Below are 14552 nucleotides of genomic sequence, written 5' to 3'. Positions count from 1 at the left end.
TAGAACATAAAGATCATCTTAAGAATTTCAATTAAAATCGAGCACACGGGGATGTTCAACTTCCTTTTATTCTATTCCTGAAGTTAAGTTAGTTTTAACCTCCTTAAGGGCGATTTTCCTTCGTAAATTCTTATCTTCAGAAGCGAATAAAAAAATATGAAAAACGTAAAAGCTTATGCCGCACAGGCAGCAGATAAAGATCTGGAACCCTTCCAAATTGAGAGGCATGAACCCGGACCGGGAGATGTTGAAATAGAAATTCTGTACTGCGGGGTCTGTCACTCAGATATACATACTGCGCGTAATGAATGGGGTGGCACTAAATATCCCTGTGTGCCGGGTCATGAGATCGTGGGAAGGGTTACCAGGATCGGAAATGCAGTCACGCAACATAAAGAAGGTGATACCGTGGGCGTGGGTTGTTTTGTTGACTCCTGCGGGCACTGTGAAAACTGTGAGGAAGACCTGGAGCAATACTGCCTAAATGGTCCTACAGCAACTTATAATTCTCCATCTCCATTAGATAAAAATGTGCATACCTACGGTGGCTACGCTACACATATTGTAGTAAAACAGGAATTTGTTCTAAAGATTTCTGATAAGTTGCCACTGCACGCGGTAGCACCACTTTTATGTGCAGGAATAACAACTTATTCTCCGCTGCGCCGGTGGAAGGTTAAAAAAGGTGATAAAGTTGGCGTTGTAGGTTTAGGCGGACTGGGTCACATGGCGGTTAAACTGGCCTCCTCTATGGGTGCAGAAGTAACGATGCTAAGTCGTTCTCCCGAAAAAGAAAAAGATGCCAATGAACTGGGAGCTGCAAACTTTGAGCTCACCACCAGTGAAGAAAACATGAAAAGGCTCTCTGGCAGTTTTAATCTTATAATTAATACAGTCTCGGCTCAACATGATTACAATCCATATCTCAATCTTTTAAAGACCGACGGCGTTATGGTGTTGCTCGGTATTCCTCCAAAACCTTCAGAAGTGCAGGCAGCGCAATTGATTATGAAAAGGAGAAGCCTTGTAGGTTCTTTAGTAGGTGGGATAAAGGAAACCCAGGAAATGCTTGACTATTGTGCGTCCCACGGCATTGTTTCTGAAGTTGAAATGATCAATATAGACCAGATCAATGAAGCTTATGAGCGAACTTTGAATGCAGATGTTCGCTATCGCTTTGTGATCGATATGAAATCTTTAAAAAACCAAAACCAACATAATTAAAATGAAAAGAAATGCAACTGCCATTTGGAATGGTACAATAAAAGAAGGAAAAGGACATCTCTCTACACAAAGTCAGGTGTTACAAAACACGCCCTATTCCTTTCACACGAGGTTTGAAAATGAGAAAGGGACTAATCCGGAGGAACTCATTGGTGCAGCACATGCTGGTTGTTTTACCATGCAATTGTCTGCTAATTTAAGTAAGGAAGGTTTTAATCCTGTTGAGCTGGAAACAAAATGTGATATTACGTTTGAAGACGGTACTGTAAAGAGATCACACCTCCAGCTATCTGCAAAAGTACCCGGAGTTTCGCAAGAAAAATTTGATGAACTCGTAAAGCATGCAAAAGAGAACTGTCCTATTTCGAAACTTTTAAATACAGAGATCACCTTAGATTCTTCTCTAAACGGATAATAGCTCTCTTATTTTAAAGGATATCGTTAAGCGCTTCAAAAATGACATTTTTGAGGCGCTTTTCCATTATGTTCTTTTCAACAAACTTTTGATTTACCTCAAGCTCGATCCCCAGGTAATGTTCTGGAAACTTATCCCTTAAGTAGGTAGTAAACCCGTCATCCACTCCCAGGTAAGGATAATTAAAGCGAACATGAAGATCCTTATCCTTTTTAAAAAGGCTTTTTTGGAAGCTCTTACAGAAGTCGGCTTCTTCCCTTCTGGCGGGATCGAAAAGCAGACCTATATCGGCCGTTCTTACTTCCCCGTCCAGAATAGGAGTGAATGTGTGTACCGAGAGATGCAATACTATATGCCCTTCTGCTCTGTAATTTTCGATTCTCCCTTCTATATAATTTCGGTAAGGAAAATAAAGCTCATGGAGAATTTCCTCTTTTTCGGGATCTGACAATTGTTCTGTGAATTCAGAAAACAACTGTGGATGCCCTATGGACCTGTTGGGCTCTACCAGCAGCCTGCTTATCATATAAGGCTGTGAAAAATGTGACAGTCTTGAAAGCCTATTGAAGAGGTTTAATGCCCCGGGATCGTAACCCCGGTGAGTTTCGAGGATAACTTCAGCCTCCTGGAAATATTCCTGGTATTGATCGGGAAGTTCATTCCCGGCATGCTCGCAGGTAAGAAATAAGATCACACTAAAAATTTGATGTTCGAAGATACATTTTTGAAATTGCTCCTGTGGCAGCTTATCTCATAATTTCTGAAGCTGAAAAAAACCTGTTCTCTTCTAGACAGTCACTAAGGGTTCTGTAAACCTTCAGAATTTCTGCTTCAGAAGGTTTTTCTCCCAAAGCTTTGATGATCCTGGTGGCAAGGCTTCCATGCTGCAGAATAAATTCAATGTTCTTCTGATGTTTTTCGGAGATGTTCTCTTTCACCATAGCATAGATCTTACTCCAAATGTCTTTTACAGCCTTCCCAGCTCGTAAATCAAAAATATCAAGGTATTTGTCATTTTTGGCACCTGTGCCTTCAGCATCAATGATCACAGCATTAAGGATCTCAAAAAGGTCATTTTCATGCCAGTTTTTTTGATCTTCAAGGGAGATCAACTCCTCACCCACCAGTAATTTCAAAGCTTCTATAATTAATACAGCAATTGCTACATCTGCTTTTGGACATTCCTGTATATCTATAACGCGTATTTCAATTGCACCACGATCAAATCTTGCAATTGCACCGCGAGAATTAAGAAAATGGTGATCCAGGATCTTTTCGTGATCATGTGGGGCAATGGCTTTATTGATAGGTTCAAAGATCCCCTGGAAGTAATCTTTTTTGGTAAAATATTGCTCTGGAATGACCTTCCCCGTCATTTCAGGAATTTCCTTTTGATTGGTCTTGTACACCTGCATTCTTGAATCCTTGAAACCTGTGAGCCGTCCTTCAAAAATTGGAGAGCTGGCACTCAGGGCTGGGATAATAGGCAGGAGAATACGTACAGCTGCATGTAATTTTTCGAATTCGGCATCTCCCGAAAAGGGAAGGTTAATGTGCATGCTCTGTACATTGCTCCACCCATGTCCTCTACAGTCGAAAATGCGGTTATATAGCGCATATATCCTGCTATAGCTATGTTGCCATAATTGCATTTCCTCCTCCGGGTGCATGAGGGGATGTGCTGCTGAAGGTAACAACCGGCTATTGAGATCCTTCAGAAGGCTATTCATTTCCGATACATTTTCGGCAAAAAGTTCGTCAAGATCCTCAAGATTTGCAGTAGGACCATTAGTTTTCATTTCAACTACATGGGCTACCAGCTCATTGCTCCATTCTATTTTGCCGTTCTCAACATCTGAGGTGAGCGTGCCATTTTTCCTGGTGAGCAGTTTATCCACAATAGGATTGACTTTGAAGGTTTCTGTGTCTACCAGCATGTACTCCAGTTCAATACCAAATACTTCGAATAGGTGGTAACTCATTCTGTTTTCTTTTCTAAACGATTTTTTAGGGCAGTGAGAATTTCTATATAAACCTTATCTCCATAGAACCTGTCCTCTACTCCAAAATCTATATTTGGATTGTCATTTATTTCTATAACCAGAGGTTTTCCATCTACCTCTTTCACATCTATTCCATACAGGCCTTTCCCCATGAGTTTTGCCGATTTCAAGGCGACATCCATGATCTTCTTTGGCACCTCCTCAATGGCTATAACATCGGCATCTCCATCACGATCGTCTTTCTTCTTTGCATCCCAGTTATAGATTTGCCAGTGCCCTTTAGCCATATAATACCGACAGGCAAAAATGGGCTTATCATCCAGGATGCCAATCCTCCAGTCATAATCTGATGGTGTGAATTCCTGTGCAATCACCAGCTCCGATTTCCGAAGCATCTCTCCTACCAGTTTCTCATATTCTTCGGGCGTTGAAGCTTTTTTTACTCCAAAGGAAAAGGTCGAATCGGGAGATTTTAAGACCAGAGGCAGGCCTGTTTTTTCTATAACCTTATTGCGGTTTTCTTTATGTACAATAATAGTGCGAGGAGTGGGAATTCCGGCGTTTTCCAGGGCTTCGGCCATAAAAACCTTGTTACAGCATTTTAGTATAGCATCGGGATAATCTATGATCGCAATATCTTCCTGCTGTGCTTTTCGTGCAAAAGCGTAGGCTTCGTTATTCACTTCGGTACTTTGCCTAATAAAAAGTGCATCAAAGGCCGAAAGCCGTGAAAGATCACGGGGAGAAACGAATTCGACATAAAAATTCATTTTTTCAGCCAGTTCTGCGAACTTCTTTAAAGCTTTTTGATTGCTGGGAGGAGCAGGATCATGCTCCTTTACAAGAATAGCCAGGTCATACTCGTAGGATTCATTTTTGGGAGTGTCGTATCGCTTTTTCGCAAAATACTGAACTGCAAATTTTCGCATTAGAGGCAAATGCTCCTCTGGAATTTCCATTTCCGATAAGGCTTTTATCGATTTGATGTTCCATTTGTTGCTATAACTGAACTTAACCCGCAAAAACGGAATTTGAAAATGCCGGTGAAACATTGCACTAAGTTCCCGATACTTCTGCGCCACGTTCTGACCAAAATAGATACTCAGCGTAAACTCCTGGGACTTGATGCTCTTCAGGCTTTTTTGAATGAGATCATCAAATTCGTCTGAAACGATCTTCACCAGCCTTGGCTCCCTTAGATCCACGAGATTCTTAACCGTAGGAATTGCAAGATGGCCCCGGGCCTCGGCCAGCAGGGAAACATAATAACCTTTACTTTGATAGGAATAGTCCTTGCATAAATTGAAAATTCGTGCCTTCTTTAGTTGCGAATATTCGGGGGTTGTAAGATAATCCCGAGCCGAGATCACTTCCATGTTCTCAAGGGAAAGATCCCAATTCTCAGGTTTATTTACTACTAAAAACTTCTTCATTAATGTATAACAAATTTGATCAAAGGTATATGAAATATCAGAGGAAAAATGTGCCGTTTGGAAATATTTTAGAGAGCTTAACTTATTGAATTACAACACACCATCTCCAGGAATTCCAGCGAAAGAAGGAAATGCGAATTTGAATATGGCTGGAAAAATAAAAGAGTTTGCCTGAAAAGCACGGTATACGTCATCCTGAATTTTTTCAGGATCTTAACTATTTAAAAATCAGAATGACTTGGTAGCCGAAACAAGTTCAGCCTGCCGCAAAATGGCTTTTCAGACAGCCTCTTTTCTTCTGAAGAAAACAGATCTTGCCCCTAAATTAGCCCCGAAATATTTCCTTCCAGATCTATATTTATATTTTCAGATGCCGGATGAGGCGGTAAGCCTGGCATCCGCATCATTTCTCCGGTGATGGGGATTAAAAATCCTGCACCGGCAGCAATCTCAATTTCTCGAACATTTAAAGTAAATCCTGAAGGTCTTCCCAGAAGTGATGGGTCATCTGACAGGGATTTCTGGGTCTTGGCAATACAAACTGGCAGCCCTTCCAACCCCAGATCCAGAATAGTCTTGAGATCTTTTTGTGCCTTTGGAGCAAAAACTACTTTTGCGGCACCATAGATATTTTTAGCAATCATCTCAATTTTTGATACCACATCCTGCTCCCAATCATATAAGGGTTTAAAATTAGACTGGTCTTCTTCAATAATTTCGATCACCCTGGCTGCAAGGTCAAGCGCTCCCTCGCCTCCTTTGGCCCATCCTTCAGATAAGGCAACCTTTACTCCCATCTTCTTTGCAAAATCTATGATCAGCTGGATTTCTTCATCACTATCTGTATAAAATTTATTGATAGCTATTACAGGAGGGATCTGGTAAAGCAATGCATTTTCCAGGTGTTTTTCCAGGTTTGGAAGTCCGTTTTTCAAAGCTTCAAGGTTGGGAATAGTAAGCGAATTTAATGCTGCGCCTCCATGATACTTTAAAGCTCTAATGGTAGTGGTCAATACGACGGCTTTGGGCTTTAGTCCTGCACTTTGGCATTTGATGTCCAGAAATTTTTCTGCCCCAAGGTCAAACCCAAAGCCGGCTTCTGTAACTGTATAATCAGAAAGGCTCATTCCCATGCGAGTGGCAATGACCGAATTTGTTCCCTGTGCGATGTTCGCAAATGGCCCAAGGTGAATAATGGCAGGATTTCCTTCAATGGTCTGTACAAGATTAGGCTTAAGCGCATCTCTGAGCAATGTGGCCATAGCTCCTTCAGCATTAAGATCTCGAGCAAAGACGGGTTTTTTATTAAATGTATATCCTATAAAGATATTTCCCAACCGACCCTTCAGATCTTCCAGATTTTCGGTAAGGCACATAATGGCCATGATCTCGGAAGCTGCTATGATGTCAAATCCGCTTTCTCTTGGAATGCCCGATCCCGTTCCGCCAAGGCCAATAACAATATTCCGAAGCGCCCGGTCATTAACATCCATAACCCTCTTAAGGCGTACTGTGCGGGGATCAATGCCCAGGTTATTGCTCCTGGACTGAATATTATTGTCTACCAGGGCTGCCAGAAGATTGTGGGCCTTTTCTATGGCAGAAAAATCTCCTGTAAAATGCAGATTGATATCCTCCATTGGCAGAACCTGAGAAAAACCGCCACCGGTTGCACCGCCTTTTATTCCAAAGACCGGTCCCAGGGAAGGTTCCCTAAGAACTACAGTGGTTTTCTTTCCCAGCCTGTTCAAAGCTTCAGAGAGACCAATGGAAACAGTAGTCTTTCCTTCTCCTGCAGGTGTTGGTGAAATAGCCGAAACCAGGATCAACTTTCCATTTTTCAGCTTTTCCTTGTCAATTTTAGAGAGTGGAAGTTTGGCTTTATACTTTCCATACATTTCGATCTCATCTGGCTCCAGACCTAACTTCCTGGCGATCTCGGTAATGGGTTTTAACTGAATGTTTTGAGCGATCTCAAGATCTGTAAGTGGCGCTGTGGTCATCATGATTTTCCTGCTGTTAATGATCCCAAAAGTACATTTTAGGCAAGGCAGGAGGAATGATCAGGATCAGGTTTTTAAAGATTTCTACAACGTTTTAGCTCCGTTTTAATTCTAGTTTACAGCTTTATAGAATGAGTCAATATGCTCCTGATCTCCGCTTATGAATATGTGATCATTTTGCAGGAGCCTTTCATTGGGAGAAACATTTGTGATCATATCTCCCTTTCTGGAAACCGCCAGGATATTCACGCCGTAATTTCGACGTACATCCACTTCTTCAATACTTTTGCCAACAACAGGACCACTATCGGCCAGGAGGCGGATGCAACTTATCTTAAAATCGGGAATGGTCGATGAATTAAAGGTCTGCAAGCTTTTCCTGGACTGGAATACCTGATAATTGTCTGCCCTTACTGAATCTACCAGGCTCTCCAGTTCATTGATCGGAACGAGGTAATTGGTTAAAACCCGCGAAAAGATCTCAATGGAAGTTTCAAATTCCTCCGGAATCACCTCATCTGCACCCAAGGCCAGCAGCGTCTCAATTTCTTTCACATATCTCGTTCTCACCACGATATAAACCGACGGTGACAAATGCCGAATATTGGAAACAATTGCTTTTGTAGCCTGTGGATCTGAGATGGCTACCACCACTACCCGCGCTTTCTTTACGTTGACTGCATCCAGCATATGTTCCTGCACTGCATCTCCAAAAATGATAGGTTCTCCTTTCGCTTTTTCCTGTTTTACGATCTGTGCGTTAAGTTCCAGGATCATATAAGGGATCTCGGCGTATTTGGCGGCTTTCGCGAGATTGGTGCCATTGATTCCATATCCAATAATGAGCAGATGGTTTTCCAGTCCGTACTCTTCATCGCTCTTTTTTTCGGTTTTTGTCCTTGTAGCAGATTTACTCCATATTGGCCGCAACAGGTAATTTGATATTTTCCCAGAAAAGAGGATGACAAAGGGCGTGAGGAACATTGTAAATACTGAAACCGAAAGGAAATATTGATTCATTTGTGGAGAAAGCAATCCATTTTCGATTCCTATTCTTGAAAGTATAAATGCAAATTCCCCTACCTGGAAAAGCGCCATTCCTGTTAACAAAATAGTTCTGAAAGGATATTTTAGAGCGGCTACTGCAAAAGAAACAACTCCTCCTTTTATGATAAAGACCACGAGTACCATCAAAAGAATAATTCCGGCATTTTCGATGAAGAACTGCAGGTCAAGAAGCATCCCTATGGAAATAAAGAAAAAACTGATGAACAGCTCCCTAAAAGGCAGGATCGTACTTGTAGCCTGGTGGCTGTAATCTGATTCAGAAATAATAAGGCCTGCTAAAAATGCGCCAAAGGCAAGCGAAAGGCCTGCCGAAGCCGTGACAAAGGCGACTGTAAAACAAAGCGTTATTGTGGCGAGTAGGAAAAGCTCTTTACTTTTAGTTTTGGCAATAAGATACATTGCTCTGGGGACAAGATATTTAGCACTTATGTATGTAAACGCAATGATAAGTGCACTTTTAAGGAGCAGGAAAAGGATCTCGTTTAAAATATTTGAGGAACTTCCAGCCATAATAGGGGTTACCAGCATCATTGGCACCACTATGAGATCTTGAAAAATAAGGATCCCCAGGGCTGTACGGCCATGGGGCGTGGTGATCTCATTCCTGTCCTGAAGGATCTTAAGTACGATTGCAGTACTGGATAGCGAAAAAAGAAAACCTGTAAAAACGGCTTCATTCCAGGAAAAGCCGAGAAAATAAAAAACCAGTCCTGTTACCAGCACACTTAGCCCCACCTGAAGGAATCCGCCGTAAATTACGGTCCTTTTCATGAGGGCGAGTTGCTTAATGGACAATTCCATTCCAATCACGAACATAAGCAGAATGACCCCGATCTCTGAAAGGATCTCTACCTGCTCGTTGTTTTCAATGAGTCCAAAACCAAAGGGCCCGATAATTATGCCCGTAATAAGGAAGCCAAGAATGGAAGGCAGGCGAAATCGCTGGAGCACCAGTACCACCACCACAGAAAATCCTAGTAAGACAACGATATCCTGAAGTAATGGAAAATGCATAAATAAAGGTTTTAAGCTGCTGAATAAAAATATTTAATTTCAAGTTGATATCGGCCGTCAAAGTAAAAGAAAAGTACTGGGAAAATCTTTTTTTCATTCCAGGCTTTGAAAAGGAAATTCCTCGAGTACACTCCAGCTTTTCCCATCGTGTTTCAATAAGCACAGAGATTCGGCATAAAAAATTTTTCTGAAGGCCCTACTGGAGAAATCCTCCCAGGCACGTTCAAAAAATTCCTTCCTAAGATCTTTGGAGGCCAGAGTAATGTGCGGGTGAATGCTCTTTGAAAGCTTTAGATCGTAAGATTCCAGTGCGGCAATGAGATCGAGATACAGATCCTGAAAGAATTTTTGTGCGTGAACCTGAAGAAAGATCACTCTTTTGCCAAAATGCCCAAGCCCATTAATCTCAACCTGCCATCGGCGGTGCGCTCCAGCTACTCTCGCAATTGAAGATTTAAATTGTTCCTCCTGCGATTGTTCAAGGTTAATTGGCGGAGTAATGGTGATGTGGGCAGGAAGTTTCAACGCATGCGAAGCATGGTACGTATCCTTCATTTCGAGCTTTAGGTCAAGAATTTCTTTGCTGATCTCTGCAGGTGGAAGAACGGCGGTAAAATAAAGAGCCCTTGAAAATGACATTTTAGAAAGGTCTTAGATCATACGTGTCAGCAGGGATTTACCTTTACTTTTTTGGCGACGGTCAAAGAGGGAACCAATAAAGAATCCCAGCAACAGGCAACATAACGGAACGTAAAATTTGATTTCAGAATCGGTATAAAGAATGAGAAGACTCATAATGGTGAGCCCCACAAAAAGTCCAGCTTTTAAACCGTACATGGCCCAGTAACTTTCAGGGACTAAAGAAAAATTTCGTCGCAAATTTCTTATAAAGGAAATCAATTTTGGTTCAAGTGCTGCTTCTGCATTTGAAGATTCGACATCCAGCCCTTCAAAAATTTCATCCAGCTCTTTTTCAACTGCAGTGAGCTGTTCCTGAGTGAGATTTTTATATTTTACCTCCTGAAGAATATTGCTGAACTTCTGCCTAATTCTATAAGAATTACTGCTGCCGTGGACTCCTACAGCCCTGTCAAGGCGCTGAATGGCTTCTTCTAATTTCATCTTGAAAATTAATCCTGGCTGTTAGACGCAGAATATATTTTTTGTTACCCTTCAAAAAGTTAAAATTTGAAGAAAAGTTTTAACAACACGATGGGAACCGATAGAAACTGACAAGCTATCCATAATATTTTTATTAAGTACTGAATCCCAAAATGTTTCCTTTCAGTTTTTGTTTGTAATAATTTAGATCCAAAAGTTTTCCTGCGAAAATTATTTATAGCCGGCAGCCTGGAGATTAAAGAGTTCGGCATAAAGCTTTCCGTTAGCCATCAACTCTTCATGCGTACCTATTTCGAGTACAGCTCCGTCCTTCAACACCATGATCCTGTCGGCTATTCGAACGGTACTAAATCTATGGGAAATGATCACCGCAGTTTTTCCTTCTGTAAGTTTGATGAACCTGTTAAAAGCTTCTGTCTCGGCACGTGCATCAAGGGCCGAAGTGGGTTCGTCAAGGATCAGCACCTCTGAATTCTTCATATAAGCTCGTGCAATTGCTATTTTTTGCCACTGTCCGCCAGAGAGATCCTTACCTTGCTTAAAGCGTTTCCCCAGCTGTTGGTCATAACCAAAAGGCAGTTCATGAACTACTTGATCTGCCAGGCTCTTCTCGGCTGCCAATGAGATCCTTTGCTGGTCATCGATGCCCGAGATCTCTCCCATTGCAATGTTTTCTCTAAGGGTGAGCTCAAACTTCACAAAGTCCTGAAAAATGACCCCAAAATACTGCTGGTATGCTCTGCGGTCATATCTCTTAATTGGAATTTCATCCAGCATAATCTCACCCTCTGTAGGCTCATAAAACTGCAGCAGAAGTTTAATAAGAGTAGTTTTTCCCGCTCCATTTTCCCCTACAAAAGCAAGTTTCTCACCTGCACTGAGTTCGAAATTAATGTGCCTTACTACCCATTTTTCAGATTTAGGATATTTAAAGCCAACATTTCTGAATTCAAAGCCTTTCTGAATAATTTCAGGCAGCGGAAGTACCCCTGTAGTATCTCGTTCTTCGTACTTAAGATCGAGGAATTCAAAATAATCCTGAAGGTAGAGGGCACTTTCAGTAATAGCAGTAAAACGAGTAAAAAATCCTTGCAGCTTTTGCCTTAATCTGTTAAAGGAACCTGCAAGGAAAGTGAGGTCTCCAAGTGAAAAGATCCCTGCAACAGTTCTAAAGACAATGAGTACATATGCGGCATAATAGGCCGTAGTGCCCACAACATTAAAAAATGCACCCCAGCCTGCCCGTTGTTTGGCTAAATTTTTACTTTGGGCGTAGTACCTTGTTGAGAGGCCTTTAAATCTATTGGCCAGATAATCACTTAAACCAAACAGCTTAACCTCCTTTGCTGTGACATCGCTTGCTCCAGCATACCGCAGATAATCAAGTTCCCGCCGCTCCTGTGTCCAGCTTCGGGCGAGGGAATAACTGGTGCCGCTGAATTTTATCTCATTGATCATTGTGGGTATTATCGACACGATGAGTAAGAGGATCAGCCAGGGTTCAAAGGCCACGACCCCGGCGAGCAAGGTGGCAATTACAATAATATCTTCTGCCTGGGTAAGAATATTAGACATCAACCCCACCCGGCCCGTAGTTTGCTGCCTGGCTCTCTCCAACTTGTCGTAAAACTCGGAATCCTCAAGTTCATCGAGATCAACTTCCGAAGTCTTTTTAATGATCTTTACAGAAGTATCAATAGCATATTGATCACCTAAAAGAGCATCGATCAAACTGATACCTCTGCTTAGTAGATCTGACAAGATTGCCAGCGCCAACTCTGCTGCAACGAGAGTCCACAGTCTGTCCATATCCTTTACCTCTGCTGCGATCTGAACTACCACCTCATCAATGATCAATTTTCCAAGCCACAGCATAAGAACAGGAAGGACCGCATTGATGATCCTGCCCACTATATTCGCATAGAACAAGGCAGGATTTACCTTCCGGATCTCTTTAAAAAAACGGGGAACAAACTTCAGGGAAGAAAAACTTTCCCTGAACCTGAATTTATTTGTGGATATCGACTGTTGCGGGCGTGGCAAGTTTGATTTTTTTACAGATTAAATGAAGATAGACCAAGCCTTCCTAAAAATTGAGTTTCAACAGGGCTTTTTAGTTTTCATGAAGGAGCCATTGCAATGCCTCCGGAAATTCGCTGCTCCAAAAAGCCTCATTATGTTCTGCTCCTTCTACGATCTTTACATGCAGATTTTCCTGCGGAAAATTTTTGTCCAGCAGGAGCGACTTCATTTTAAGAAGATCGGGGACCATAGCTTCGCCTTCAGCAGTACCTCCTAAAAAATATATTCTGGTGTTTGGAGAGATTTCAGAGGTTCTTACAAATTGAAAAATTTCTTCACTGTACCAGAAAGAAGGCGAAAAAACGCCGATCCTTCCGAAGGTATCAGAATGTTTTAAGCCGGCATAAAATGAAATCAATCCTCCCAGGGAAGAACCCATTATCCCAGTATTTTTTGATTCAGGGAGGCTGCGATAATTGCTGTCAATATATAATTTCAAGGTATTGACAATGAAGTCAACGTATGCTGCCCCTTCCCCGCCTCCGTACTTCTCATTTGCAAAAGGAGTGAGTTCTGCAATTCGATCTTCATTACCGTGATCTATGCCTACTATGATCACTTTTTGCCCTTTTTGAGCATCCAGGAATTCATCTACTTGCCATTCTCCCGAAAAAGCAGTTGCTGTATCAAACAAGTTCTGAGCATCATGCATGTACACCACCGGGTAACGCTCTTTGGCGGAATCGTAACCTGCCGGAAGATAGACCCGAATAGTCCTGATCGCATCCAGCTGAGGTGCCTCAAGTTGAAAGGTCTTCACATTGGCCGAAGCAGTAGATTGTGCTGCCGCTGAAATGCTGACAGAAAAAAGCAACGCGAAAATGACATTTTTGAGCGGCATAGCGGGAAAGTATTTATAAAAATTAAGCGTCCTTTACTTCTTCCCCTTCAGCAAGGCAGAAATGATCAAGACTAAAGATGTAAATACACCAAATTACTACCAGAAGGACGGAGAGCGTCCAGCTAACGGGTCTTCCGAGGTAATAGCCCATGAAAAAATCGGCTAAAATGGGCAGTGCGCCTACCGGTAAGATCCCGACAACCGCCAGGAGAATTCTTCTTTTTGCATCAACTGTCAATTTTATGCCACAGCTGGCACATTCCCAGCTGGAAAAAACATTCTGGAAAAAATGCTTTTTAAGGTGATAGCCAAAAGAGTATTTATAACCGCAATTGGGACAGGTACGAACTTTCATAATAAATTATTTTTCAGCTAAAAAAGAGGCTCTACTCAAGTTAAAAACATCAGTTCCTTCTGCAGCTTTTAACTTTTGATAAAGGTAAACATATCCTACAATAGATATCAAGAAATTTGGTGGCTTTCCGTTACAGGTCTCAATAGCTGTGCAGACAGGTTTTGAAGCTATGGCCGAGCCCGGAAAAGCTTCTCAAAAATGACATTTTTGAAAGGTATTATTTCTATTCCCTGCGGGGGCGAAATTCAGGGGCGAAACTGCGTCTTCGGCTTTGCTTGAAATTCTTTTTCAGCAGTAAATAGAGGATAGAACCCAGGAGCGGAAAAAAGATAATAATAAGCAACCATGCTAATTTCCATTTAACATCTTTGAACCTGGCATTGGCAAGATCCAGAAGGGCCCATATCCAGAAAATAAGGAATAGGAAAATCGGCAGAATGTAGATCAACCCCGTATCCATAAAAATTTATGAAGTTGCCAACCGCGGACTCAAAGATTCGAAAAAATGATTGAGCTCCTGTAAAGAGTCTTCTTCAATAAAGCTCTTTTCTATGAGCAGGGACTGTCCTGTTGTTTCGATACGATAGCTGTCTACAAATTTTCTTATTCGGGTGATCTCCGAAATTTGTATTGACTTTGGAATAAACGAATGTTTGATCAAATGGTTTCCCTCTATAGTGAGATATTGCTTCCTTTTTTGATAATAAGCCGTGCCCGTTTGCAACATTCCAATGAACACCCATAAATAACTAAAGAGCGATTCGCGGTTAATGTAAATAGCGAACAAGCCAACCGCGATCATCAATAGCCCATAAATAAAATTGTTCTTAACCCTGCTTTTTGGATATCTAACTTTCATGATTTCAGAAATTTAAATGTTAAATATTTTAACAAGATAAGAAGAAGAAATAAAACAGCAATAAAAAAAGCAATTTTCTCCACTTAAGATCCTGAATACAAAGCTGTACGGCTTCCTTTTTTGAAAAATTCCG

Annotated in this window: 14 protein-coding genes; 2 read left to right on the top strand and 12 right to left on the bottom strand. The window is 41.6% G+C overall.

The features are described from left to right. Nucleotides 1-156 precede the first annotated feature (156 nt). Nucleotides 157-1224 carry an NAD(P)-dependent alcohol dehydrogenase gene (locus HC175_RS09920; RefSeq protein ID WP_168138343.1) on the top strand — a complete coding sequence of 356 codons (1068 nt, stop codon included), beginning with the start codon at nt 157-159 and terminating at the stop codon, nt 1222-1224. Between the two features lies 1 nt (nt 1225). Then, a complete protein-coding gene (locus HC175_RS09915; protein ID WP_168138342.1) occupies nt 1226-1639 on the top strand; it encodes an OsmC family protein in 414 nt (137 codons plus the stop codon). 13 nt (nt 1640-1652) lie between these two features. On the opposite strand, the gene HC175_RS09910 is transcribed toward HC175_RS09915, so the two are convergent. From HC175_RS09910 to HC175_RS09855, 12 genes are all read right to left on the bottom strand, one after another. Continuing rightward, a complete protein-coding gene (locus HC175_RS09910) occupies nt 1653-2333 on the bottom strand; it encodes an N-formylglutamate amidohydrolase (protein ID WP_168138341.1) in 681 nt (226 codons plus the stop codon). A 52-nt stretch (nt 2334-2385) separates the two neighbouring features. Continuing rightward, nucleotides 2386-3621 carry a carboxylate-amine ligase gene (locus HC175_RS09905; RefSeq protein ID WP_168138340.1) on the bottom strand — a complete coding sequence of 412 codons (1236 nt, stop codon included), beginning with the start codon at nt 3619-3621 and terminating at the stop codon, nt 2386-2388. Continuing rightward, complete coding sequence (locus tag HC175_RS09900; RefSeq protein ID WP_168138339.1) at nt 3618-5075, bottom strand: RimK family protein; 1458 nt, start codon at nt 5073-5075, stop codon at nt 3618-3620. Before HC175_RS09900 ends, HC175_RS09905 begins: the two co-directional genes overlap by 4 nt. 320 nt (nt 5076-5395) lie before the next feature. Further along, the gene (locus HC175_RS09895; RefSeq protein ID WP_235942579.1) at nt 5396-7081 is read right to left on the bottom strand and encodes a formate--tetrahydrofolate ligase; all 1686 of its coding nucleotides are present in this window, start codon (nt 7079-7081) and stop codon (nt 5396-5398) included. Between the two features lie 108 nt (nt 7082-7189). After that, the gene (locus HC175_RS09890; protein WP_168138338.1) at nt 7190-9160 is read right to left on the bottom strand and encodes a monovalent cation:proton antiporter family protein; all 1971 of its coding nucleotides are present in this window, start codon (nt 9158-9160) and stop codon (nt 7190-7192) included. A 93-nt stretch (nt 9161-9253) separates the two neighbouring features. Beyond that, the gene (locus HC175_RS09885) at nt 9254-9799 is read right to left on the bottom strand and encodes a 2'-5' RNA ligase family protein (protein WP_168138337.1); all 546 of its coding nucleotides are present in this window, start codon (nt 9797-9799) and stop codon (nt 9254-9256) included. A gap of 12 nt (nt 9800-9811) precedes the next feature. Then, the gene (locus tag HC175_RS09880) at nt 9812-10282 is read right to left on the bottom strand and encodes a hypothetical protein (RefSeq protein ID WP_168138336.1); all 471 of its coding nucleotides are present in this window, start codon (nt 10280-10282) and stop codon (nt 9812-9814) included. A 210-nt stretch (nt 10283-10492) separates the two neighbouring features. Next, nucleotides 10493-12325 (bottom strand): ABC transporter ATP-binding protein, encoded by a 1833-nt coding sequence (locus HC175_RS09875; protein ID WP_168138335.1) that lies wholly within the window; start codon nt 12323-12325, stop codon nt 10493-10495. Between the two features lie 70 nt (nt 12326-12395). Beyond that, entirely contained in the window at nt 12396-13205 is an 810-nt protein-coding gene (locus HC175_RS09870) for an alpha/beta hydrolase (protein ID WP_168138334.1), read from the bottom strand. Between the two features lie 22 nt (nt 13206-13227). Then, the gene (locus HC175_RS09865) at nt 13228-13560 is read right to left on the bottom strand and encodes a hypothetical protein (protein ID WP_168138333.1); all 333 of its coding nucleotides are present in this window, start codon (nt 13558-13560) and stop codon (nt 13228-13230) included. Nucleotides 13561-13783: 223 nt separating this feature from the next. Beyond that, the gene (locus HC175_RS24765; protein ID WP_168138332.1) at nt 13784-14020 is read right to left on the bottom strand and encodes a PLDc N-terminal domain-containing protein; all 237 of its coding nucleotides are present in this window, start codon (nt 14018-14020) and stop codon (nt 13784-13786) included. Between the two features lie 6 nt (nt 14021-14026). After that, nucleotides 14027-14419, bottom strand: coding sequence for a hypothetical protein (locus tag HC175_RS09855; RefSeq protein WP_168138331.1), 393 nt, complete (start codon nt 14417-14419; stop codon nt 14027-14029). Nucleotides 14420-14552: the final 133 nt, after the last annotated feature.

It is taken from the genome of Salinimicrobium oceani (assembly GCF_012037645.1).
The sequence above is the reverse complement of the archived record's forward strand: the minus strand, read 5'-3'. Positions and strand labels throughout refer to the sequence as shown.

Bases quoted from the DNA above. Each gene is read 5' to 3' on its own strand.
- HC175_RS09915 (WP_168138342.1), top strand. From the start codon at position 1,226: ATGAAAAGAAATGCAACTGCCATTTGGAATGGTACAATAAAAGAAGGA.
- HC175_RS09855 (WP_168138331.1), bottom strand. From the start codon at position 14,419: ATGAAAGTTAGATATCCAAAAAGCAGGGTTAAGAACAATTTTATTTAT.
- HC175_RS24765 (WP_168138332.1), bottom strand. From the start codon at position 14,020: ATGGATACGGGGTTGATCTACATTCTGCCGATTTTCCTATTCCTTATT.
- HC175_RS09880 (WP_168138336.1), bottom strand. From the start codon at position 10,282: ATGAAATTAGAAGAAGCCATTCAGCGCCTTGACAGGGCTGTAGGAGTC.
- HC175_RS09920 (WP_168138343.1), top strand. From the start codon at position 157: ATGAAAAACGTAAAAGCTTATGCCGCACAGGCAGCAGATAAAGATCTG.
- HC175_RS09890 (WP_168138338.1), bottom strand. From the start codon at position 9,160: ATGCATTTTCCATTACTTCAGGATATCGTTGTCTTACTAGGATTTTCT.
- HC175_RS09870 (WP_168138334.1), bottom strand. From the start codon at position 13,205: ATGCCGCTCAAAAATGTCATTTTCGCGTTGCTTTTTTCTGTCAGCATT.
- HC175_RS09905 (WP_168138340.1), bottom strand. From the start codon at position 3,621: ATGAGTTACCACCTATTCGAAGTATTTGGTATTGAACTGGAGTACATG.
- HC175_RS09895 (WP_235942579.1), bottom strand. From the start codon at position 7,081: ATGATGACCACAGCGCCACTTACAGATCTTGAGATCGCTCAAAACATT.
- HC175_RS09865 (WP_168138333.1), bottom strand. From the start codon at position 13,560: ATGAAAGTTCGTACCTGTCCCAATTGCGGTTATAAATACTCTTTTGGC.
- HC175_RS09885 (WP_168138337.1), bottom strand. From the start codon at position 9,799: ATGTCATTTTCAAGGGCTCTTTATTTTACCGCCGTTCTTCCACCTGCA.
- HC175_RS09900 (WP_168138339.1), bottom strand. From the start codon at position 5,075: ATGAAGAAGTTTTTAGTAGTAAATAAACCTGAGAATTGGGATCTTTCC.